This window comes from Pseudomonas sp. CFBP 13711, from assembly GCF_014842265.1.
GTDB lineage: Bacteria > Pseudomonadota > Gammaproteobacteria > Pseudomonadales > Pseudomonadaceae > Aquipseudomonas.
The window spans coordinates 53650-76805 of the sequence record NZ_JACYVI010000016.1 but is presented as its reverse complement, the minus strand read 5'-3'; the positions used below and the strand labels follow the sequence as shown (position 1 = coordinate 76805).

At 57.8% G+C, this 23156-nt stretch carries 22 protein-coding genes; 15 read left to right on the top strand and 7 right to left on the bottom strand.

The window, feature by feature from the left end; all coding sequences use genetic code 11:
* The first annotated feature begins 28 nt into the window (after positions 1-28).
* Genes fmt through trkA form a run of 3 tightly spaced genes read left to right on the top strand, consistent with a single transcriptional unit; the run spans position 29 to position 3725 of the window.
* Positions 29-988 carry a methionyl-tRNA formyltransferase gene (fmt, locus tag IFT47_RS23840; RefSeq protein ID WP_192174404.1) on the top strand — a complete coding sequence of 320 codons (960 nt, stop codon included), beginning with the start codon at positions 29-31 and terminating at the stop codon, positions 986-988.
* The gene (gene rsmB / locus IFT47_RS23835) at positions 985-2304 is read left to right on the top strand and encodes a 16S rRNA (cytosine(967)-C(5))-methyltransferase RsmB (RefSeq protein ID WP_192174403.1); all 1320 of its coding nucleotides are present in this window, start codon (positions 985-987) and stop codon (positions 2302-2304) included. Before fmt ends, rsmB begins: the two co-directional genes overlap by 4 nt.
* A gap of 47 nt (positions 2305-2351) precedes the next feature.
* Positions 2352-3725, top strand: a complete 1374-nt coding sequence (trkA, locus tag IFT47_RS23830; RefSeq protein ID WP_172610176.1) for a Trk system potassium transporter TrkA — start codon at positions 2352-2354, stop codon at positions 3723-3725.
* Positions 3726-3729: 4 nt separating this feature from the next.
* Here the strand turns inward: trkA and IFT47_RS23825 are convergent, their stop codons facing one another.
* Entirely contained in the window at positions 3730-4617 is an 888-nt protein-coding gene (locus tag IFT47_RS23825) for a lysophospholipid acyltransferase (protein WP_192174402.1), read from the bottom strand.
* Positions 4618-4656: 39 nt separating this feature from the next.
* Entirely contained in the window at positions 4657-5229 is a 573-nt protein-coding gene (locus tag IFT47_RS23820; RefSeq protein ID WP_192174401.1) for a DNA-3-methyladenine glycosylase I, read from the bottom strand.
* A gap of 82 nt (positions 5230-5311) precedes the next feature.
* Here IFT47_RS23820 and glyQ point away from each other — a divergent pair, with 82 nt between their 5' ends.
* From glyQ to IFT47_RS23800, 4 genes are read left to right on the top strand one after another with little or no spacing between them, the layout of a single operon-like run.
* Complete coding sequence (gene glyQ, locus IFT47_RS23815) at positions 5312-6259, top strand: glycine--tRNA ligase subunit alpha (RefSeq protein WP_065988033.1); 948 nt, start codon at positions 5312-5314, stop codon at positions 6257-6259.
* Complete coding sequence (glyS, locus tag IFT47_RS23810; protein ID WP_192174400.1) at positions 6256-8310, top strand: glycine--tRNA ligase subunit beta; 2055 nt, start codon at positions 6256-6258, stop codon at positions 8308-8310. The genes glyQ and glyS overlap by 4 nt, the downstream gene beginning before the upstream one ends.
* A gap of 11 nt (positions 8311-8321) precedes the next feature.
* Positions 8322-8879 carry a D-glycero-beta-D-manno-heptose 1,7-bisphosphate 7-phosphatase gene (gene gmhB, locus IFT47_RS23805; protein WP_192174399.1) on the top strand — a complete coding sequence of 186 codons (558 nt, stop codon included), beginning with the start codon at positions 8322-8324 and terminating at the stop codon, positions 8877-8879.
* Between the two features lie 56 nt (positions 8880-8935).
* Positions 8936-9706, top strand: a complete 771-nt coding sequence (locus IFT47_RS23800) for a lysophospholipid acyltransferase family protein (protein ID WP_192174398.1) — start codon at positions 8936-8938, stop codon at positions 9704-9706.
* Positions 9707-9888: 182 nt separating this feature from the next.
* Here the strand turns inward: IFT47_RS23800 and IFT47_RS23795 are convergent, their stop codons facing one another.
* Positions 9889-11076: an MFS transporter gene (locus IFT47_RS23795; protein ID WP_197984121.1), complete on the bottom strand. Its 1188-nt coding sequence runs from the start codon at positions 11074-11076 to the stop codon at positions 9889-9891.
* A gap of 314 nt (positions 11077-11390) precedes the next feature.
* Here IFT47_RS23795 and IFT47_RS23790 point away from each other — a divergent pair, with 314 nt between their 5' ends.
* From IFT47_RS23790 to IFT47_RS23780, 4 genes are all read left to right on the top strand, one after another.
* Positions 11391-12533: an acyltransferase family protein gene (locus IFT47_RS23790; RefSeq protein ID WP_192174397.1), complete on the top strand. Its 1143-nt coding sequence runs from the start codon at positions 11391-11393 to the stop codon at positions 12531-12533.
* 61 nt (positions 12534-12594) lie between these two features.
* Positions 12595-12720 (top strand): hypothetical protein, encoded by a 126-nt coding sequence (locus tag IFT47_RS27890; protein WP_274598133.1) that lies wholly within the window; start codon positions 12595-12597, stop codon positions 12718-12720.
* Positions 12721-12749: 29 nt separating this feature from the next.
* Entirely contained in the window at positions 12750-13103 is a 354-nt protein-coding gene (locus tag IFT47_RS23785; protein ID WP_192174396.1) for a hypothetical protein, read from the top strand.
* A gap of 71 nt (positions 13104-13174) precedes the next feature.
* A complete protein-coding gene (locus tag IFT47_RS23780; RefSeq protein ID WP_192176546.1) occupies positions 13175-13744 on the top strand; it encodes an acyltransferase family protein in 570 nt (189 codons plus the stop codon).
* Between the two features lie 65 nt (positions 13745-13809).
* Here the strand turns inward: IFT47_RS23780 and gyrB are convergent, their stop codons facing one another.
* The 4 genes from gyrB to dnaA are packed head-to-tail and all read right to left on the bottom strand — an operon-like array spanning position 13810 to position 20023.
* Positions 13810-16227 carry a DNA topoisomerase (ATP-hydrolyzing) subunit B gene (gene gyrB / locus IFT47_RS23775; protein ID WP_192174394.1) on the bottom strand — a complete coding sequence of 806 codons (2418 nt, stop codon included), beginning with the start codon at positions 16225-16227 and terminating at the stop codon, positions 13810-13812.
* A gap of 4 nt (positions 16228-16231) precedes the next feature.
* Entirely contained in the window at positions 16232-17335 is a 1104-nt protein-coding gene (gene recF / locus IFT47_RS23770) for a DNA replication/repair protein RecF (RefSeq protein WP_192174393.1), read from the bottom strand.
* Positions 17336-17348: 13 nt separating this feature from the next.
* Positions 17349-18452 carry a DNA polymerase III subunit beta gene (dnaN, locus tag IFT47_RS23765; protein WP_192174392.1) on the bottom strand — a complete coding sequence of 368 codons (1104 nt, stop codon included), beginning with the start codon at positions 18450-18452 and terminating at the stop codon, positions 17349-17351.
* Positions 18453-18487: 35 nt separating this feature from the next.
* Positions 18488-20023, bottom strand: coding sequence for a chromosomal replication initiator protein DnaA (gene dnaA, locus IFT47_RS23760; RefSeq protein WP_192174391.1), 1536 nt, complete (start codon positions 20021-20023; stop codon positions 18488-18490).
* Positions 20024-20607: 584 nt separating this feature from the next.
* On the opposite strand from dnaA, the gene rpmH reads away from it, so the two are divergent.
* Genes rpmH through yidC form a run of 4 tightly spaced genes read left to right on the top strand, consistent with a single transcriptional unit; the run spans position 20608 to position 23080 of the window.
* Positions 20608-20742 carry a 50S ribosomal protein L34 gene (gene rpmH, locus IFT47_RS23755; protein ID WP_002551315.1) on the top strand — a complete coding sequence of 45 codons (135 nt, stop codon included), beginning with the start codon at positions 20608-20610 and terminating at the stop codon, positions 20740-20742.
* 16 nt (positions 20743-20758) lie between these two features.
* The gene (gene rnpA / locus IFT47_RS23750; RefSeq protein WP_192174390.1) at positions 20759-21160 is read left to right on the top strand and encodes a ribonuclease P protein component; all 402 of its coding nucleotides are present in this window, start codon (positions 20759-20761) and stop codon (positions 21158-21160) included.
* On the top strand, positions 21153-21398 hold the full coding sequence (gene yidD, locus IFT47_RS23745) for a membrane protein insertion efficiency factor YidD (protein WP_074886126.1): 246 nt from the start codon (positions 21153-21155) through the stop codon (positions 21396-21398). The genes rnpA and yidD overlap by 8 nt, the downstream gene beginning before the upstream one ends.
* Before the next feature lie 2 nt (positions 21399-21400).
* Entirely contained in the window at positions 21401-23080 is a 1680-nt protein-coding gene (gene yidC, locus IFT47_RS23740; protein WP_192174389.1) for a membrane protein insertase YidC, read from the top strand.
* Positions 23081-23156: the final 76 nt, after the last annotated feature.

Here is a 23156-nt window from a genome sequence, read left to right as displayed (position 1 = left end):
TTTCTACCGTCATACTCAAGAGAAGCCCATGACTGAGCCACTGCGCATCGTGTTCGCCGGCACCCCGGAATTCGCCGCCGAGCATTTGAAAGCCCTGCTCGACAGTCCCCACGACGTCATTGCGGTGTACACCCAGCCAGATCGCCCGGCCGGTCGTGGTCAGAAGCTGATGCCGAGCCCGGTCAAGCAGCTTGCCCTCCAGCACAACATTCCTGTCATGCAGCCGCCCACCTTGCGCGCACCCGAAGCCCAGGCCGAGCTGGCCGCGTTGCAACCGGACCTGCTGGTCGTGGTCGCCTATGGCCTGATCCTGCCGCAGGCCGTACTGGATATTCCGCGTCTGGGCTGCATCAACAGCCACGCCTCGTTGCTCCCACGCTGGCGCGGTGCTGCGCCGATCCAGCGCGCGGTGCAGGCCGGCGATGCCGAGAGCGGCGTGACGGTCATGCGTATGGAAGCGGGGCTGGACACCGGCCCGATGCTGCTCAAGGTGACGACCCCGATCACGGCCGACGACACCGGCGGTACGCTGCACGATCGTCTCGCTGAGCTCGGCCCGCCTGCGGTGATTCATGCCATTGCCGGCCTGGCAGACGGTACGCTGGTGGGCGAAGTACAGGACGACAGCCTCGCCACCTATGCGCACAAACTGAACAAAGATGAAGCACGTATCGACTGGACCCGCCCGGCCGTCGAGCTGGAGCGACTGGTACGCGCCTTCAACCCATGGCCGATCTGCCACACCACGCTCAACGGCGAAGCGCTGAAGGTTCTGGCCGCGCAGATCGCCGACGGGGAGGGCACGCCCGGCAGCATCATCGACGCAAGCAAAGACGGCCTGCTGGTCGCGTGCGGTGACGGCGCGCTGCGTCTGACGCGTCTGCAACTCCCCGGCGGCAAACCGCTGGGCTTCGCTGACCTGTTCAACAGCCGCCGCGAGAAGTTCGCCGTCGGCACTGTCCTCGGCCAAGCGGTGGATGCTCAATGAACCCGCGTCTGGCCGCTGCCAAGGCCCTGGCTGCCGTACTGAGTGGCAAGGCATCGCTGAATAGCTCCTTGCCCACGCAACTGGACAAGGTTGAAGACCGCGACCGCGGCCTGACCCAGGATCTGGCATTTGGCACCGCGCGTTGGGAGCCAAGGCTCTCCGCGCTGGCGGCCAAGCTGCTGCAGAAACCCTTCAAAACCGCTGATAACGACGTGCAGGCTTTATTGCTGGTGGGCCTGTATCAGCTGTTCTATTCGCGGATTCCTGCCCACGCCGCTATCGGCGAAACCGTGGGCTGCGCCGACAAACTGAAAAAACCGTGGGCAAAAGCGCTGCTCAACGCCGTGCTGCGTCGAGCCCAACGGGAAGGTGAGGCACTGCTGACAGAACTGGAACACGATCCGGTGGTGCGCACTGCTCATCCACGCTGGCTGCAAAAAGCGTTGAAAGCCGCCTGGCCTGAGCATTGGGAAGCGATTTGTGCGGCAAACAACGCCCACCCGCCGATGATTTTACGGGTCAACCGCCGGCACAAAACCCGCGAGCAGTACCTTCAGCTGTTACTGGACACAGGCATCGCAGCGGCGCCGAGCACGTTCAGCCAGGACGGCATCGTGCTTACCGAACCGGGCGATGTTCGCTCGCTGCCGGGTTTCGCCGAGGGCTGGATCAGCGTTCAGGATGAGGCAGCGCAACTGGCCGCCGACTTGTTGGAGCTGGCGCCGGGTCAACGTGTGCTGGATGCCTGTTGCGCACCGGGTAGCAAGACCTGCCATCTGCTGGAAGTCCAACCGGGCCTGGCAGGCGTCGTTGCGGTGGATCTTGAAGCCAAGCGCATGGTGCGGGTCAAAGAGAACCTGGATCGCCTGGGCCTGAGTGCCGAACTCATCGCCGCCGACGCCCGCGCCACGGATCTATGGTGGGATGGCAAACCCTTCCAGCGCATTCTGCTGGACGCGCCTTGCTCGGCGACTGGCGTCATTCGCCGCCACCCCGACATCAAGCTGACCCGTCAGGCCGATGATATTCCTGCCCTCGCCGCGCTGCAGGGCGAATTGCTCGACGCGCTGTGGCCGACGCTGCAGGTCGGCGGGATCTTGCTGTACGCCACATGCTCGACCCTGCCGACTGAAAACACCGAAGTCATTGATGCATTCCTGGCGCGTACGTCGGGGGCTCGGGAGCTGGACATTGCCGGTCAGCAAGGCAATCCGCCTCCCGGTCTAAAGCAGCCCCACGGCCGTCAGTTGCTGGCCCAGGAAGGCGGGCATGACGGGTTTTACTACGCCAAACTGATCAAGATTGCGGCGGCGTGAAGACAAGTACCCGGGGTGACGGAATCATCATTTCAAGGAGAGACTGATTGAAGATCATCATTCTCGGCGCAGGGCAGGTCGGCGGTACGCTGGCCGAGCACCTGGCCAGCGAAGCCAACGACATCACCGTCGTGGACACCGATCAGGATCGTCTGCGAGCGTTGGGTGATCGCCTCGATATCCGCACCGTTCATGGTCGCGGCTCATTTCCGACCGTGCTGCGTCAGGCCGGCGCCGACGACGCTGACATGCTGGTGGCCGTCACCAGCAGCGACGAGACCAACATGGTCGCCTGCCAGGTCGCGTACACACTGTTCCAGACCCCGACCAAGATTGCCCGTGTTCGCGAGTCGGCGTACCTGACCCGCTCAGGCCTGTTCGCCAACGGCGCCATTCCCGTGGACGTGCTAATCAGCCCTGAGCAAGTGGTCACCCATTACATCAAGCGGCTCATCGAATACCCCAGCGCGCTGCAAGTCATCGACTTCGCCGGCGGCAAGGTGCAGATGGTGGCGGTCAAGGCGTACTACGGCGGCCCTCTGGTGGGGCAGCAACTGCGTCAACTGCGTACGCACATGCCCAATGTCGAGACTCGCGTCGCGGCTATTTTCCGTCGCGACCGTCCGATCATTCCTCAGGGCGATACGGTTATCGAGGCTGACGACGAGGTCTTTTTCATCGCTGCCAAAGCGGATATTCGCGCCGTTATGGGCGAGATGCGTCGTCTGGATGTGAGCTACAAGCGCATCGTGATTGCCGGCGGCGGGCAGATCGGCGAGCGGCTGGCGGAGGCCATCGAGAACCGCTATCAGGTCAAGATCATCGAGATGAACCCGGCACGATGCCGTCACCTCTCTGACACGCTCAACAACACGGTGATCCTGCAAGGCAGCTCTTCGGATCGCGACCTGCTTGTGGAAGAGAACATCGACAATGCCGACCTGTTTCTGGCGCTGACCAACGACGACGAGGCAAACATCATGTCGTCGTTACTGGCCAAACGTCTCGGCGCGAAGAAGGTGATGACTATCATCAACAACCCGGCCTATGTCGACCTGGTGCAAGGCGGGGAAATTGATGTCGCTGTGAGCCCTCAGCTCGCCACCATCGGCACGTTGCTGGCGCACGTGCGGCGCGGCGATATCGTCAGCGTGCATTCATTGCGTCGGGGCGCGGCGGAAGCCATCGAAATCGTCGCCCATGGCGATGCCAAATCCAGCAAGGTGATTGGCAAAGCCATCATGCACATCAACCTGCCGCCCGGCACGACCATTGGCGCCATCACCCGTGCCGATCAGGTGATCATTGCCCATGACAGCACTGTGATCGAATCGGGCGATCACGTGGTCATGTTCCTTGTGGATAAAAAGTACATCCGCGACGTGGAGCGGCTGTTTCAGGTGGGTTTGAGCTTTTTTTAAAAGCTCAATACCAGCGCTTCTCACCCTCGGGGCGTTTCTTGAAGCGCTTCATGGTCCACATGTATTGGCTTGGATAGGCCCGCACGTATTTCTCAACCACCTTGCTCATGGCAGCTGCCGACGTAGCGGTATCGGTGCTGTACATGTCGTCAGGCGCGGCTTCGAGTACGACTTTGTAGCCAGAGCCATCCTCCAGACGCATCGCGTGAAGAAAAACGCCCACCGCTTTGCCGCCCGCCAGCATGTTCGGGACGAACTTGCTGGTCAGGGCCATCGTCCCGCAGAAGGGCACGAAGACGCCTGCTGACTCAGCGGGTTCCGGGTCCGCCGGAATGCCGACCGAGCCACCTTTGCGCACTTCCTTGATGACGCTGAGAATGCCTTCCTTAGTGGACGCTGCGACGCGGTTCCCCAACTGTACGCGCTGCTTGCGCAGCAGATCGTCCACGGCCTTGAGCTTGGGTGGCCGGTAGAAAATGATCGGTTTGCACTGGCTGCAGTAGAAGTGGTTGAGCACTTCCCAGTTGCCGAGATGGCTGGTAATACCAACGACGCCCTTGCCCGACGCCAAAGCGTCTTTCAACACCTGAAGCCCTACGACTTCGCGAACCAGATTGATCGACTTCTGCGCCGGCCAGATCCACGCGCAGGCGCTTTCGGTCAGGGTCTTGCCGATGTCCATCAGACTGCGGCCGACCAGTGCTTCGAGTTCTTCAGGGCTAAGTTCAGGGAAGCACTTGGACAGGTTGATGTGCGCGACGTCGCGAGACCGGTTAGGCAACTTCCACATCAGCCAGCCAATGCAGGTGCCGACCCATTGCACTGCGCGCCACGGCAACAGGGCAAACAGACGCAGTACCCCGACCATCAAGGCGCCTTTGAACTTATCCACAGATTACTCCCGAAAACATGAGGCGGCCATTGTAACCATTCATGGAAGCCGATTATCCACATCACCCACCAGCTCGGCGTATCGATCGCAATCAACCGTATGGTCCATCACCATGCCGGTGGCCTGCATGTAGGCATAACAGATGGTCGGGCCGACGAAGGTGAAGCCGGCTTTCTTCAGCGCTTTGCTCATCGCTTCGGCCTCAGGCGTAATGGCCGGAACCTCGCTGCGATCCTTGAAGTGATTGACCTTCGGCTCGCCTCCGACAAAGGACCAGACAAACGCGACCGGATCCTCGAGCCGCAACCAGGCCAGAGCGTTCTTGCGCGCGGCATTGAGTTTGAGACGGTTGCGCACAATGCCGGGCTCCAGCATCAGGGCCTCGATTTCCGCATCGGTCATCGCGGCGATGCGCTGGACGTCGAAGCCGAACATCACTTCGCGGTAGCGCTCGCGCTTTTTCAGGATGGTGATCCACGACAGCCCTGCCTGGAACCCTTCGAGCAACAGGAACTCGAACAGCATCTGCGCATCGCGCAACGGCACACCCCACTCTTGATCGTGGTAGTCCATGTAAAGCGGATCTTCGTTGCACCAAAAGCAGCGTGGCATAGGGCTCCCAAGGGTGGAGGCGCGGCCGAATCGGGTATACTCCCGCTCTTTAAATCGCAGCCCCCCAGTACAGGTGAATTTCGTGAGCCAGCCTACGCCAGCCGTGCGTACCTTCCAAGACTTGATCCTCGCCCTCCAGCAATACTGGGCTGAGCAAGGTTGTGTGGTACTTCAGCCCTACGATATGGAAGTGGGCGCCGGCACTTTCCACACCGCTACGTTTCTGCGCGCCATCGGCCCGGAAACCTGGAACGCCGCCTACGTACAACCGAGCCGTCGTCCTACCGATGGCCGTTATGGCGAGAACCCGAATCGCCTGCAGCACTACTATCAATTCCAGGTCGTCCTCAAGCCCAACCCGGACAATTTCCAGGAGCTCTACCTCGGCTCCCTGAAGCACGTGGGCCTCGACCCGCTCGTGCACGACGTCCGCTTTGTCGAAGACAACTGGGAATCCCCAACCCTCGGCGCCTGGGGCCTGGGCTGGGAGATTTGGCTGAACGGCATGGAAGTGTCGCAATTCACCTATTTCCAACAAGTCGGCGGCATCGAGTGCTACCCGGTCACGGGCGAGATCACCTACGGCCTCGAACGTCTGGCGATGTACCTGCAAGGCGTCGAGTCGGTCTACGACCTGGTCTGGACTGACGGCCCGTTCGGCAAAGTCACCTACGGCGATGTGTTCCATCAGAACGAAGTGGAGCAATCGACCTATAACTTCGAGCACGCCAACGTCGACAAGCTGTTCGAGCTGTTCGATTTCTATGAAAGCGAAGCCGTGCGCCTGATCGAAGTCGAGCTGCCATTGCCGAGCTACGAAATGGTCCTCAAGGCCTCTCACACCTTTAACTTGCTGGATGCCCGTCGCGCGATTTCCGTGACGGCGCGTCAGCAGTACATTCTGCGCGTCCGCACCCTGGCTCGCTCCGTGGCCCAGGCGTACCTGATGGCCCGGGCCAAGCTCGGTTTCCCGATGGCCGCGCCCGATATCCGCGATGAAGTGTTGGCCAAGCTGGAGGCTGCGCAATGAGTGCTCACGATTTTCTGGTTGAACTGGGCACTGAAGAACTGCCACCCAAAGCATTGAATACCTTGGCCGATGCGTTTATGGCCGGTATTGAAAAAGGCCTGCAGGCTGCCGGTCTGACCTACAGCGCCAAGCAGGTCTATGCCGCGCCACGCCGTCTGGCCGTGCTGATTACCCAGCTCGCCACCGAGCAACCGGATCGCAGCGTCAACCTGGACGGCCCGCCACGCCAAGCCGCGTTCGATGCCGAGGGCAACCCGACCCAGGCGGCGTTGGGCTTCGCCAAGAAGTGCGGCGTCGACCTGAGCGAAATCGATCAGAGCGGCCCGAAGCTGCGTTACAGCCAGAGCATCCCTGGCAAGCCAACGTTGAGCCTGCTGCCGACCATCGTCGAAGATTCGCTCAACGACCTGCCGATTCCGAAGCGCATGCGCTGGGGCGCGCGCAAGGAAGAGTTCGTACGTCCGACCCAGTGGCTGGTCATGCTGTTTGGCGATCAAGTCGTCGATTGCACCCTTCTTGCCCAGACGTCCGGCCGTGAATCCCGTGGCCATCGCTTCCATCATCCGGACAGCGTGCGCATTACCTCGCCGGCCAACTACGCCAGCGACTTGCGCGCGGCCTACGTGCTCGCGGACTTCAACGAGCGTCGTCAGCTGATCAGCAAGCGCGTTGAAGAGCTCGCCACGCAACACGAAGGCACCGCCATCGTGCCGCCGGCATTGCTCGATGAAGTGACTGCGCTGGTCGAGTGGCCCGTGCCGCTGGTGTGCTCGTTCGAGGAGCGTTTCCTTGAAGTACCGCAGGAAGCCCTTATCACCACGATGCAGGACAACCAGAAGTACTTCTGCCTGCTGGATGCCGAAGGCAAGCTGCTGCCGCGCTTCATTACTGTCGCGAACATCGACAGCAAGGACCCTTCCCAGATCGTCCACGGTAACGAGAAAGTCGTTCGCCCGCGTCTGACCGACGCTGAGTTCTTCTTTAAGCAGGACAAGAAGCAGAAGCTGGAGACATTCAACCAGCGTCTGCAGAACGTGGTGTTCCAGGCGCAACTGGGCACGGTATTCGACAAAGCCGAACGTGTTTCCAAGCTCGCTGCGTTCATCGCGCCCCGCATTGGCGGCGATGCTCAGCGCGCCGCGCGTGCAGGCTTGCTCTCCAAGTGCGACCTGGCGACCGAAATGGTTGGCGAGTTTCCCGAGATGCAGGGCGTTGCAGGCTACTACTACGCCTTGGCCGACGGCGAACCCGAAGACGTCGCGCTGGCGTTGAACGAACAGTACATGCCACGTGGCGCTGGTGCTGAATTGCCGGGCACTCTGACTGGCGCCGCTGTTGCCATTGCCGACAAGCTCGACACACTCGTGGGCATCTTCGGCATCGGCATGCTGCCGACCGGTAGCAAAGACCCGTACGCTTTGCGTCGGGCCGCGCTGGGCATCCTGCGCATCCTGATCGAGAAGAAACTGGATCTGGATCTGGTCAAAACCGTACAGTTCGCCGTCGCTCAGTTCGGTGTGAAGATCAAGCCTGCTGGTCTGCCAGAGCAGGTTCTCGAATTCATCTTCGATCGTCTGCGCGCGCGCTATGAAGACGAAAGCGTCGACGTTTCTGTCTACCTGTCGGTGCGCGCTTTGCAGCCCGCTTCGGCGCTGGATTTCGATCAACGTGTTCAGGCTGTTCAGGCCTTCCGCAAATTGCCTGAGGCTGCAGCATTGGCCGCCGTGAACAAGCGGGTTTCCAATCTGCTGAGCAAGGCAGATGGCAACATCGCCCAGACCGTCGAGCCGAAGTACTTCGATAACGCCAACGAGTTCTCGCTGTACTCGGCGATTCAGCAGGCAGATCAGGCCGTCGCGCCGATGTCCGCCAGCCGTCAGTACAACGAAGCGCTGACGCGTCTTGCGGCACTTCGCGAGCCTGTGGATGCGTTTTTCGAGGCCGTGATGGTCAACGCGGAGGACGCCAGCGTGCGGGCTAACCGATACGCCTTGCTCGCCCGCCTGCGCAATCTGTTCCTCGGCGTCGCCGACATCTCCTTGTTGGGCTGACAGCGGAGCGCATGCCAGTGAAGTTGCTGATTCTCGATCGAGACGGGGTGATCAACCTGGACTCCGACGCCTACATCAAGTCGGTGGACGAGTGGGTTCCGATTCCCGGCTCCATCGAGGCCATTGCGCAACTAAGTAAAGCCGGCTGGACGGTGACAGTGGCCACCAACCAGTCCGGCATTGCTCGCGGTTACTACGATCTCGCCACCCTTGATGCCATGCACGCACGCTTGCGTGAACTCGTGGCGGAGGAGGGTGGTGAGGTCGGACTGATTGTTTATTGCCCCCACGGCCCGGACGCCGGCTGCGATTGCCGCAAGCCAAAACCGGGCATGCTGAAGACCATTGCCCGCCATTACGCCGTCGATTTACGCGGCGTGTGGTTTGTGGGCGACAGCAAGGGTGACCTGGAGGCGGCGGTGGCCGTCGACTCACAACCTGTTCTGGTCATGACCGGTAAAGGTCAGAAGACGCGAAGCGGTGCATTGCCCGCAGGCACGTTGGTTTTCGATGATCTGGCGGCGGTTGCCGCAGAACTAATCCACAACAGCGCCCCGTTGAACGGCTAACGGCTATCAACGGCTCGCTCAATTCGGGCAATTGCCCCGTAACGGTAAAAGCAGCTATGTCGATTGTGCAGGCCATCAGGATTTTCTTCTTTTACCTGCTGCTGGGCACTACCGCCCTGCTGTGGTGTTCGCTGAGTTTCTTTATTGCACCTTTCCTGCCGTTCCGTCTTCGTTATCGCTTCATCAATGTGTACTGGTGCCGCTGCGCCTTGTGGCTGACCCGCGTGTTCCTCAACATCAAGGTCAATGTTACCGGCCAGGAAAACATTCCCGAGACGCCGTGCGTGATCGTCTCCAATCACCAGAGCACGTGGGAGACGTTTTTTCTCTCGGCGCATTTCCAGCCGTTGAGCCAAGTGCTCAAGCGGGAGTTGCTCTACGTGCCTTTCTTCGGCTGGGCGATGGCGATGCTGCGTCCCATCGCCATTGATCGCAATAACCCCAAAGCGGCGCTGAAGGTCGTGGCGAAGAAAGGCGATGAGTTGCTCAAAGATCGCGTCTGGGTGCTGATCTTCCCTGAAGGCACACGCGTGCCGTACGGCCAGATCGGAAAGTTCTCGCGCAGCGGATCGGCATTGGCGGTTAACGCGGACTTGCCCGTCCTGCCCATTTCCCACAACGCCGGCCGCTATTGGCCGAAAGAGGGCTGGGGTAAAAAGCCGGGGACCATCGAAGTCGTGATTGGCAAACCGATGTACGCAGAGGGCACTGGCCCTCGCGCAATCGCTGCGCTGAACGATCGCGTCTCGGCCTGGAACGAGCAAACCCAGCGTGATTTGGGATCGCCCGCAATGCCTGCGCCTGCGCCCGAGAAATCACCGGCGTGAATTGTGGATAACCTGTGCACGAATAAGTAGAAATTCGAGAAATTCACTTCTAACTCATTAATTTTAATGCTTATTTCTTCGAGCGCTTAAAACGCCAATACGTGCATAAGTTTTTTCTCATCGTCTGCCGATGACCTGAAAAGACCGGTCTTGAGCCTGTGCGGCCGAGACCGATCTGTGGATCAAGCCGCTCTGGCCGGCGCTGATATCCGCAGATTGCAGAGCGCTCCTAGACCCACCAGCACAATCCCTCCACACGCCGCTGCGACAAATCCCATGGCGGGAGAAACACTGTCGATGGCGAATCCTACAATTGGCGCCGAAAGCGTCTGGCCTATTCGGTACGCCGAATCGTGCAGCCCCATTACTTCACCTCTCACGCTGGAAGGCGCTAGCTTGGCAACCGCTTCCGAGCCTGCGGCCAGCGTCGGCGTGCACAACAGATTGGTGGGCAGCAGCGCGAGCATCAGCCACCACCAGACGTCATCAAAAAACACTACGGGCAGCAGCAGCAGGCTCATTGCCAAGGCGAGTTTCATCTGCGACCACGACCTGTGGACAATCCCATGAACGTATCCACCCACAATGGACGCGATGGACATGGCGGCGATGACATACCCAGTGAAGGCAAGCTGGTCACTGGCGCGCAGCACAGCGATCAGTGCCAGCTCGGTGCCGTAGAGCACGAACAACGCACCCGCACTGACAAACATCACGGCCAGCAGACGGCCGCTCATCCATGTGCGGAGTTTGGGTCGGACGCGATCAGGATTTGCGGCGACTTCGTCAACATTGCGCGTCGGCCAGTTCAACACATAGAGCACGACATAGGAGAGCGCCCGCCAGAGGCCGATGCCCGCCAGCGTGGCCGTCGCCGAATACGTGGTGATGAGCAAAATGCCGCTCGCCGGCCCAATGACGAATGAGAGTTCCATAAGCATCATGTTGAGAGAATACGCAGGCCGGCGCTGATCCTCCGGCACCAGACTGGCGATGAACTGCCTGGCGAGCGAGCCCGTTGGCACAGTAAAGAGACCGGCAACAAAAGCCAGAAAGACATAGAGCCAGTAACTCACCATCGGTAGCAACACCCAGGCGAGGGTCGACAGCGTCCCGCACACGGCCACTACCGGGCGCAGGCCATGACGGTCAATCATCCGGCCGAGAAGGGGAGAGCCCACCGCAAACCCGAGGGCGGTCGCTGTCCCCACCACGCCCGCATCAAAATAACTACCGCCCATTTCGTTGAGTACATGCAAGCTCAGCGTGAGCCCCATGATGGTCAGCGGCAAACCCGCAACGAACATGAACAATGTCGCGGGCAGCACTCGTGGGATGGCCAGCACTCTCTGGTATTTGCGAATCGACATATAACTGAGGCTCCTTGGTCTTACATCTGTCCTGATGCAACGGGTCATTCGACGGGTTCTTTAAGTTTTTGCCGCTGTCATCGCCCAATCGAGGCGCAGTGACACAGTCCTGCCCAATAAAAACTATCGTTCGAGTTTCAGGGCCAAATTATTGGCTGACAGGGCATGCAGGTAATCCGCGTCCCGATTAGGGATGCCAATTAGACGCGCGCCACGCCCGGTGTATCGTTCACGCTCAACACCATTTCCAACCCTCGCGATATCGCGCGTCTCCGACAGCGTGAGCGTCACAGCGGTGAATGGATCGAACCGACATGACCCTGATCGCGCGCGGAGGCAGTATGAATACGTTGGGTGACCTGGCGTCCAGACGAAACAACAACTTCAACCTGATCAGAATGCTTGCCGCCACTGCGGTACTGATCTCCCACAGTTACCCTCTCGCACTCGGCCATGATGCGGTCGAGCCGCTCTCGGACTGGATTGGCCTTTCCCTCGGGGAACTGGCAGTAATCACATTCTTCTGCGTCTCCGGCTTTTTTATCTCGCTTAGCCGTGATCGCGCCGGCAGTACGGTGGATTTCTTCACTGCTCGGTTTTTGCGCATCTACCCTGGTCTGACACTCGTGCTGCTGCTCAGCGCGTTTCTGATCGGGCCGTTGTTTACGACACTGAGTGCGTCGGAATATTTCCGGTCAGGTGAAACATACGGTTATCTGACCCACAATTTGACGCTCTTCAGCATGAAATTCCAGCTCCCAGGCGTGTTCGAGAACACCCCTTGGCCCGGCATCAATGGGTCGCTGTGGACGCTCTTCTATGAGGTCGCTCTCTACATTCTGGTCGGCACGCTTGGCGCATTAGCCTTTTTCAGCGAAGGGCGTAAGTTCACCGGCTTTCTACTGTGTTACGCGGCGCTGTACGTCGCCTTCAAATGCTTGATGTTGAGCAGCGCTCTGCTCAATGACTTCCACCGTGCCGAGTTTTTCTTCAGGTGGAGTTTACCGTTTGTGCTGGGCATGTCTTTCTATCGATATCGTCATCACATCGCGCATCGATTCATCGGCTTCCTGCCTTTTGCCGTATTAGCCGCCTGCACATGGCGCACGCCGTATTTCTTCGAGTGCTTTACCGTGGCGTGGACGTATCTGATTTTCTACCTCGGGTTTGCAACCCACCCCGTGGTCGACCGTTACAACCAGCTGGGTGATTACTCATACGGCGTTTATATCTATGCCTTCCCGATTCAGGAAATGCTCGCCCACCTGCTCAAAGGTATCGGCCCCGCCAGCATGATGTTTCTCGCGTTCCCGCTTGCGTTAGTGGCAGCGGTGTTCTCCTGGCATTTCATCGAGAAGCCAGCTATGGCCTGGCGCCGTCGGCTGACTACGGTTCTGGGTAGTGGAATGGACACCTTGAAAACCCGCCGGGCGAGGACCGGGAAGCGCACTGCATAACGACCTGCGTACCGAAAGCGCCGAGTAACGCATCCAGTATCGATTCAACAGGGAGTTGGGGATGAAGAGGTTCCAAGTGCTGGACGGCTTTAGGGGCATCTGCGCACTCAGCGTTGCGGTCTATCACATCCACATTCCACAGAGCTTCGGCGAGTGGGCGTTCTTCAGGAATGCTCATTATTGGTGAGCTTTTTCTTTGTCCTGAGCGGATTCGTCATGGTCCACACCTACGGACAGCGGCTCGCAACGACGGACCAGTTCAGGCAGTTCTTTATCACCCGTACCTTCCGACTGTACCCCCTGCACGTCTTCGTGCTCGTGCTCGCCATCGCATTGGAGGTGCTGAAGCTGGCCGCAGAGCATGCTGGCATAGCGTTCAATCAGCCGAGCTTCACCGGACAGCGCGCGCCCCAGGAAATCATCCCCAATCTGCTTCTGTTGCAATCGTGGTGGCCGGGATTCAATCCGCAGTCATTCAACTTTCCGGCGTGGAGCATCAGTGTCGAGTACTACATCTACATGATCTTCGCGGGGATACTCTTGTGCACGCCACACGCCTTGCCACGCTGATATTTCTGATAATCTCGTTGGTAGCTATGGTCTGTTTGTCCTTGGGACTTGGCTCTCTGGTGGAGCCCGCATTGCAGGGACTGTCCTGTTTCTTTGCAGGGGTGATGACCTATCACCTCTATCAGGTTATCCACACCAAGAGCATTTCGCGCTGGCTGCACACTGGCCTGGAAGTAGTCGGGATTTGCCTCACAGTGAGTGTGCTGGTGAGTAACATCGATCACAAACAGATCGCTCTGATGCTGGTGTTCTGCGCGGTCATGTTGATTTTCTCCTTTGAGGGAGGGGTGATCTCGACCTTGCTGAAAGCTCGCCCGTTCGAGAAGCTGGGCGTGCTGTCCTACTCGATCTACATGACCCATGCGATGGTACTGTTCGCTTTCACCCTGGCCATGCTTCTTTTAGGAAAAGTCGTCGGCCACACCTTTGTCACTTACGCTGCTGCGGCGCCAGGCCCGATGCTTTCTTTCAACAACGCAGTGGCTGATAACTCTCTGCTGCTTGGGCTGTTGATCATCATCGTGGGTATATCTGCGGTCAGCTACCGCCTCATTGAACAGCGCGGTATCGAATGGGGCAAACGCTTGAGCAGGAGAGGGCGGGCCCGATCGCCGATTAGTCCAGTCAAGACCGTGAGCTGAAACTCTAGACAAAAAAAGCCCCAATCGATTCGCATCGTTGGGGCTCTTTTCTCAGCGGCTAGACCTTAGAAATCCAGGTTCGACACCGCCAGTGCGTTGGCTTCAATGAAGTCGCGGCGTGGTTCTACTGCATCACCCATCAGGGTGTTGAAGATCTGATCAGCGCCGATGGCGTCTTCGATCGTCACTTTGAGCATGCGCCGCACGCTTGGGTCCATCGTGGTTTCCCACAACTGATCCGGGTTCATTTCACCGAGACCTTTGTAGCGCTGGATGGTGTGGCGCTTGGTGCTCTCTGCCATTAGCCAGGCCAGCGCTTCCTTGAACTCTGTGACCGCTTTCTTGCGCTCGCCACGTTGGACGTAAGCGCCTTCTTCCAGCAGCGTGCTGATCTGAGCACCCAGCGCAGTGACTGTTTTGTAGTCATTGCTACCAAAGAAATCGCGGTTGAACGTCACGTAGTTGGACAGACCATGGGAGATCAGCTCGACCTCTGGCAGCCACACGTTACGCTCGCGGTCTTCGCGCAAGCTGGCTTTGTAGACCAGGCCGGATTTCTCACCCACACGCAGACGTTCATCAAACTTCGCCAGCCAGTCTTGCATGGCTGCGTGATCCGACAACTGCTCCATTGGTACAGCCGGCAGGTAGACGAAGTGCTCGGTCAGCTCTTGCGGGTACAGGCGGGACAGACGTTTCAAGGTCTTCATGACCATACGGAAATCGTGAACCAGTTTCTCCAAAGCTGCACCGGAGATGCCAGGTGCCGATTCGTTCAGGTGCAGGCTCGCATCTTCCAGGGCCGACTGGGTCATGTACTCTTCCATGGCCTCGTCGTCTTTGATGTACTGCTCTTGCTTGCCTTTCTTCACCTTGTACAGCGGCGGCTGGGCAATGTAGATGTAGCCACGCTCAACCAGTTCCGGCAATTGACGGAAGAAGAAGGTCAGCAACAGGGTACGGATGTGCGAACCGTCGACGTCGGCATCGGTCATGATGATGATGTTGTGGTAGCGCAGCTTCTCGATGTTGTATTCGTCACGGCCGATACCGCAGCCCAGTGCCGTGATCAACGTGCCCACTTCCTGGGACGAGATCATCTTGTCGAAGCGCGCCTTTTCCACGTTCAGGATCTTGCCCTTGAGTGGCAGGATGGCCTGAGTCTTACGGTTCCGTCCCTGCTTGGCGGAGCCGCCAGCAGAGTCACCTTCCACGAGATACAGTTCGGAAAGGGCAGGGTCCTTTTCCTGGCAGTCAGCCAGTTTGCCGGGCAGGCCTGCAATATCCAGCGCACCTTTGCGGCGAGTCATCTCACGGGCTTTACGCGCAGCTTCACGAGCACGTGCTGCGTCGATCATCTTGCCGACGACGGCTTTCGCTTCGTTCGGGTTCTCGAGCAAGAAATCAGAGAAGTATTTGCCCATCTCCTGTTCAACCGCGGTCTTCACTTCCGAAGACACCAGCTTGTCTTTCGTCTGCGAGCTGAACTTTGGATCAGGGACTTTGACGGAGATAATCGCCGTCAGGCCTTCACGCGCATCGTCGCCGGTGGTGGCGACTTTGTGCTTCTTCGCCAGACCTTCCTGCTCGATGTAGTTGTTCAGGTTACGCGTCAGGGCAGAACGGAAACCCACGAGGTGGGTACCGCCGTCGCGCTGCGGAATGTTGTTGGTGAAGCACAGCAGGTTTTCGTTGAAGCTGTCATTCCACTGCAGAGCAATCTCTACGCCGATGCCGTCTTCACGCTGGATGTTGAAGTGAAAGACCTGGTTCACCGGCGTCTTGTTGGTGTTCAGGTATTCAACGAATGCCCGCAGACCACCTTCATATTTGAACAGCTCTTCCTTGCCGCTACGCTCGTCTTTAAGGACGATACCCACGCCGGAGTTCAGGAAAGACAGCTCACGAATCCGCTTGGCCAGAATGTCCCAGCTGAAGTGAATGTTCTTGAAGGTTTCAGAGGAGGGCTTGAAGTGGATCTCTGTTCCCGTGGTGTCACTTTCGCCAACGATTTGCATCGGTTCTTGTGGAACACCGTGTACGTAGGTCTGTTCCCAGACTTTTCCACTACGGCGAACGGTGAGATTCAAAACCTCGGACAGCGCGTTGACGACTGACACGCCCACACCGTGCAGACCGCCAGATACCTTGTAGGAGTTATCGTCAAACTTACCGCCGGCGTGCAACACAGTCATGATGACTTCGGCAGCGGACACGCCTTCTTCTTTGTGCACATCAACCGGAATGCCACGACCGTTGTCGCGAACAGTGATCGACTCATCCGGGTGAATGATGATGCTGATATCGTCACAGTGACCGGCCAACGCCTCGTCGATCGAGTTGTCCACAACCTCGAACACCATATGGTGCAGGCCGCTGCCGTCGTCTGTGTCGCCGATATACATACCAGGACGTTTGCGTACGGCATCGAGCCCTTTCAGCACTTTAATACTGGTCGAGTCGTACGTTTGGTTTTCGCTCATGCCTTCACTCCCGGTGGTCGTGGGTCTGGGTGATATTGCCGTGTTCCACGTGGAACAAAGCAACTGGCGTTTCCGTCTGCCAGCCTTCCCTCAACAATTCATGATCTACGCAGGTGATGAATACCTGGCAGCGTAATTCTTCCAACAGGCGACATAGCGCACTGCGGTGATTCTCATCGAGCTCTGATGGCAGATCGTCGACGAGGTAAATACATTGGCCACGACGGGCCGTACTGACTAAATGTCCCTGAGCAATGCGGAGGGCGCAGACCACGAGTTTCTGTTGCCCGCGAGAAAGAATGTCCGCCGCGTTGTGACCGCCGAGTCGCAGCCGTAAATCTGCGCGTTGAGGCCCTGCCTGGGTGTGACCCATCTGCTGATCACGGTAGAGGGACGATGCGAGTACGTCACTCAGGTTTTTTTCCTTGTCCCATCCTCGATAGTAACTAAGCGTCAGCCCATCGATCTGAACAAGCTCACTCAGGGTTTGCTCGAACACCGGCTTCAGCGCCTTGATATAGGCGCGCCGAAACTCGTCAATTTCATCGCTCGCAAGGCACAGCTCACGGTCCCATGCGGCCTGTGAAGCGGCGTCAAGTGTACCATGGCGAAGCCACGAGTTCCGCTGCCTGAGGGCCTTCTGAAGCCGCTGCCAAGTCGACATAAAACGAGGTTCCACGTGGAACACTCCCCAATCCAGAAACTGACGCCGGATCTTGGGAGCACCTTCAAGCAGCCGGAAGCTGTCGGGATTGATCAGCTGCAGTGGCAACGTCTCGGCGAGTTGCGCGGCACTTTTCGCATTCTGACCATCGATGCGAATCTGAAAATCCCCCTGACGGTCACGTGAGACGCCAAGACTACTGTGGCCACCTTCAGCGAGTTCAACCTGGCCAAAGACCGTGCATGCAGGTTGTTCGTATTGAATGACCGGTTGCAGCCGAACGCTGCGGAAGGAGCGCGCCAAACCGAGTAGATAGATGGCTTCCAGGACACTGGTTTTCCCACTGCCGTTAGCGCCGTACAAGATGTTAATGCGGGGAGAAGGGGAGAAGGTCACCGGGTGCAGATTGCGCACCCCGGTGACCGAGACGCGGCTAAGAGACATTAATCAACTGCTGTTACAGACGCATCGGCATAACGACATAGGCCGAGTCGTCATTGCCGGACTCCTGCACCAAGGCGCTGCTGTTCGAATCCGATAGAATCAGACGGACTTGCTCTGTGGTCATGACACCCAATACGTCGAGCAGATAGCTAACGTTGAATCCGATCTCGAGTGAGCTGCCGTTGTAGTCGACGCTGATTTCTTCCTCGGCTTCTTCCTGCTCCGGGTTGTTCGCTTGAATCTTCAGCTGACCGTTCGCCAACTGAAGGCGGATACCCCGATACTTCTCGTTAGAGAGAATCGCGGTCCGGCTGAACGCCTCGCGCAGCGCCTGACGATCGCCTACAACCAGCTTGTCGCCGCCCTTGGGCAAGACTCGCTCATAGTCAGGGAATTTACCGTCAACCAGTTTCGATGTGAACGTGAATTCACCGGTGGTCGCACGAATATGATGCTGACCTAGCACGATACTGACCAGACCATCTTGCTCGGTCAGCAGTCGTGCCAGTTCAAGGATGCCCTTACGCGGGACGATCACCTGGTGACGGTCAGCCTGCTCGATCTCTGCAGCCATGGAACACATCGCCAGACGGTGACCATCAGTTGCGACCGCGCGGAGAATGCCAGACTGGACCTCAAGCAGCATGCCGTTTAGATAGTAGCGTACGTCCTGCTGAGCCATGGCAAAGCTGGTGCGCTCGATCAACCGGCGCAGTTTGCTTTGAACAAGGCTGAACGTAAGCGAACCCGGGCCTTCCTCGACGGTTGGGAAGTCGTTGGCAGGCAGGGTGGACAGCGTGAAGCGACTACGGCCTGCTTTAACGATCAGCTTCTGCTCATCGAGCTTGATGTCGATAAGGGCGTCATTGGGAATGCTTTTGCAGATGTCCATCAGCTTGCGCGCAGGAACGGTGATTTCGCCCGGCTCTGCAGGTTCTTCCAGATGGACGCGGCCGACCAGCTCGACTTCCAGGTCAGTACCCGTCAAAGACAACTGCTGGCCCTCTACGACCAGGAGCACGTTTGACAGAACCGGCAAGGTCTGACGGCGTTCGACAACGCCCGCGACCAGTTGCAGGGGTTTCAACAGGGCTTCGCGTTGAATGGTGAAATGCATGGTCTAGTCCCTTGCCTCGATAAGCTGCGTTGGCATCACGTTGTCAAAGTCCGCAGCAGGTTCTTGTAGTCCTCGCGGATGTCCGCATCGGATTCTTTCAATTCGTTGATCTTCCGGCACGCATGCAACACGGTTGTGTGATCGCGGCCGCCAAACACATCGCCAATTTCGGGAAGGCTGTGGTTGGTCAGTTCCTTGGACAATGCCATCGCCACTTGTCGCGGTCGCGCTACAGATCTGGAACGGCGTTTGGACAGCAGGTCGGAGATCTTGATCTTGTAGTACTCAGCAACAGTCCGCTGAATGTTATCCACACTCACCAGCTTGTCCTGGAGCGCGAGCAAGTCCTTCAACGACTCCCGGATGAGCTCGATCGTGATGTCCCGGCCCATGAAGTGTGAGTGAGCGATGACGCGCTTCAGCGCACCCTCGAGCTCACGCACATTGGATCGGATGCGCTGCGCGATGAAGAACGCGGCGTCATGAGGGAGGTCGACCTTCGCCTGATCCGCCTTCTTCATCAAAATCGCCACCCGTGTTTCCAGCTCAGGCGGCTCGACCGCGACCGTCAGGCCCCAACCGAAACGAGACTTCAGGCGCTCTTCCAGGCCTTCAATCTCTTTAGGGTAGCGGTCACTCGTTAGAATAACCTGCTGACCCCCTTCGAGAAGGGCGTTAAAGGTGTGGAAAAATTCTTCCTGGGAACGCTCTTTGCGGGCAAAGAATTGAATGTCATCGATCAGCAGTGCATCGACTGAGCGATAGAAGCGCTTGAACTCATTGATTGCATTGAGCTGCAACGCCTTGACCATATCCGCGACAAAACGCTCGGAGTGCAAATACACAACCTTGGCATTCGGATTTTTCTTGAGCAGGTGGTTACCCACAGCGTGCATCAAGTGAGTTTTACCCAAGCCCACGCCGCCATACAGGAAGAGAGGGTTATAGCCATGCTTGGGATTGTCCGCTACCTGCCAGGCGGCCGCCCGGGCCAGTTGGTTGGATTTACCTTCGACAAAGTTTTCGAACGTGAATGTCCTGTTCAGATAGCTGGTGTGCTTCAGCGCGCCTTCAACCTGAACATTACGCTGCTCGGCGCTAGCAGGGGCTTGCTGGGAACTGGCGCCAGCCATTGGATCGAAGCTCGCCCGGGAGGGCTCGTCTTCGACATTCAAAGAGGTCTGAATCATCGGAGCAGGCGTCACGACGGACTGCGGTGCCCGTGAGGCCACCGGCGCTTCGCTGGTGGTTGCCAGCTGAGCGGCCTGAGATGCGGCGGCGGCTGCAGCGAGCGGTGCATTCGGGGCCGCACGTGGCGCCGAGCTACGCTTGCTGCCTATTAATAAGGAAAGCGCCGGTGTGACTCCCTGGCCGTGCTCGCCCAACAGCTCGAGCAATCGACCCAGGTACTTCTCATTGACCCAGTCCAGCACAAATCGGTTGGGCGCATACACGCGCAGTTCATCACCTTCGGCTTCAACCTGTAGCGGACGGATCCAGGTGTTGAATTGCTGGGCAGGCAGCTCATCGCGCAAAAGCTCAACGCATTGCTGCCAAAGTTCCACTGACACAAATATCCCCTAGATTCTGAAGCCGGCGCGGCAAAAACAAGCGGCCATTGTAACCACCCGTAGCGGACTTATCCACATGAAGGTAGGGCGCTAAGGCATCAAACCCGACAAAAATCCCTGGAAAAAACGATCGCCGGTGGATAGTTAAGGTCTGTGGATAACCCACCCTCAGCTCGTTGCATAACCCCCGCCTGAAACCTGTGGATAAAGCACCTGTGCATAACTACACATTCTATACACAGGTTGTAGCCAGCTGCCGCACAACCGCAGCACCGCTTGTGGACAGACTTTATTCGCTCTGTACATCAAGCGCTACGTGGCCTGCAGAACCTTATCCACAGAAATTCTCGCCCTAAGCTTTTATAAGCTTTACAAAGAAGCTTTAAATACCTTCCTTCTTTATTTCTATATTTACGTTTCAAGAATGCCTCGTCCGATCACTCGCTGTCGATGGAATGCACTCAGCAAGTAAATGCAAGAAACGTTGGTTGGAAATTGACCTGCGTGCCCGCTTTCTCTAGAATCCCCGGTCTCTTAAAACGGGGGCCATTCCGGCCCGTTGTGGACGAACCAGGTAACACGCCATGAAACGTACTTTCCAACCCAGCACTATCAAGCGCGCTCGCACCCACGGTTTCCGTGCTCGTATGGCCACCAAAAACGGTCGCGCAGTTCTGTCGCGTCGTCGCGCCAAAGGCCGTAAGCGTCTGGCAGTTTGATTAATCGGCACAGGTGGTGAGTCAGGACTTCAGTCGGGAAAAGCGTTTGCTGACACCCCGGCATTTCAAGGCAGTCTTTGACTCCCCCACCGGCAAGGTTCCGGGGAAAAATCTCCTGCTCCTTGTGCGCAACAACGACCTTGATCATCCCCGTCTCGGGCTGGTGATCGGGAAGAAGAGCGTGAAGCTCTCCGTCGAGCGCAACCGTTTGAAACGCCTGATGCGTGAGTCGTTTCGCCTTCACCAGGACAAACTGGTCGGATGGGATATCGTCGTCGTCGCACGCAAAGGCTTGGGTGACATTGAAAACCCCGAATTGATTCAGCATTTCGGCAAGCTCTGGAAACGTCTGGCGCGCAGCCGGCCCGATCCCGAACTTAAAACCGAAACTGCGGGGGTAGACAGTCCTGATGCGTAAACTGGCGCTCGTTCCGATCCAGTTTTACCGCTATGCCATCAGTCCTCTGATGGCCAGTCACTGTCGTTTCTACCCCAGTTGCTCCTGCTACGCGTACGAGGCCATTGAAAATTATGGTCTGGTGCGCGGTGGCTGGCTGACCTTACGTCGCTTAGGTCGGTGTCATCCGTGGAATCCCGGTGGTTATGACCCGGTTCCACCTGCTCCCACCTCCCGTTCCTCTTCGATGGCCGAGTAATCATGGATATTAAACGCACGATCCTGATCGTCGCCCTGGCAATCGTGACCTATGTCGGTGTCCTGAAATGGAACCAGGACTACGGTCAGGCTGCCTTGCCGACTCAGAATGTTGCTGCCAACACCAACACATCCGCTATTCCTGATGCTCCGCAAGGTTCAGCGACTGCCAATGCGGACGTTCCTAGCGCGACCGGCGAAGTGGCTGCGCCGGCGGAAATGCCGGTGGCTACCAGCAAAGATTTGATCCAGGTGAAGACAGACGTCCTCAATCTGGAGATTGATCCGGTAGGCGGCGACGTGGTGCAGCTTCGTTTGCCACTTTATCCACGCCGTCAGGATCACCCCGAGATTCCTTTCCAACTGTTCGATAACGGCGGCGAGCGGATTTTCCTGGCTCAGAGCGGTCTGACTGGCGCGAACGGTCCTGATGCCCGTGCCGCCGGTCGTCCTGTTTATTCGGCTACGCAGAAAAGTTTTCAACTGGCTGACGGTCAGAACGACTTGGTCGTCGACCTGAAATTCAGCGACGGCGGCGTTAACTACATCAAGCGTTTCACGTTCAAACGCGGCCTGTATGACCTGACCGTTTCTTACGTGATTGACAACCAGAGCGCTCAGCCGTGGAACGGTAACCTGTTCGCACAGCTGAAACGCGATGCGAGCGCTGATCCTTCTTCGACGACTGCCACTGGTACCGCAACCTATCTGGGTGCTGCCATGTGGACACCTTCGGAACCCTACAAAAAGGTTTCCATGAAGGACATCGACAAAGGGTCGGTGAAGGATACTGTTCAGGGTGGCTGGGTTGCCTGGTTGCAGCATTACTTCGTGACCGCCTGGATTCCGAACAAGACTGACAGCAACACCGTCACCACCCGTAAGGACAGTGCCGGCAATTACATCATCGGTTTCACAGGCCCGGCATTGACGGTCGCACCTGGCGCGAAAGCCGAGACGACTGCAACGCTTTACGCCGGTCCGAAGAGTCAGGCAGTCCTGAAGGAGTTGTCCCCAGGTCTGGAATTGACAGTGGATTACGGGATTCTGTGGTTCATTGCCCAGCCTATTTTCTGGCTGCTGCAACATATCCACAGCATCGTGGGTAACTGGGGCTGGTCGATCATCTTCCTGACCATGCTGATCAAGGGGCTTTTCTTCCCTCTGTCGGCGGCCAGTTACAAATCCATGGCACGCATGCGTGCTGTCGCTCCGCGCTTGGCCGCGCTGAAAGAACAACATGGCGACGATCGTCAGAAGCTTTCTCAGTCGATGATGGAGCTGTACAAGAAAGAGAAGATCAACCCGTTGGGTGGATGCTTGCCGATCCTTGTACAGATGCCGGTGTTTCTGTCGCTGTACTGGGTACTGCTTGAAAGCGTCGAAATGCGCCAGGCACCCTGGCTGCTGTGGATAACCGACCTGTCGATCAAGGACCCGTTCTTTATCCTGCCGATCATCATGGGCGCTACCATGTTCATCCAGCAGCGTTTGAACCCGACACCTCCGGATCCTATGCAGGCCAAGGTCATGAAGCTGATGCCAATCATCTTCACGTTCTTCTTCCTGTGGTTCCCGGCCGGTCTGGTGCTGTACTGGGTGGTGAACAACACCTTGTCCATCACTCAACAGTGGTACATCACCCGCAGCATCGAAGCGAAAGCCAAGAAAGCTGAAGCCTGATCTACCCTGTTAACAAGTCATTCAAAACGCCCCCTCGTGGGGCGTTTTGCTATCCGTCGGTTGTCCAGGAGTCGGC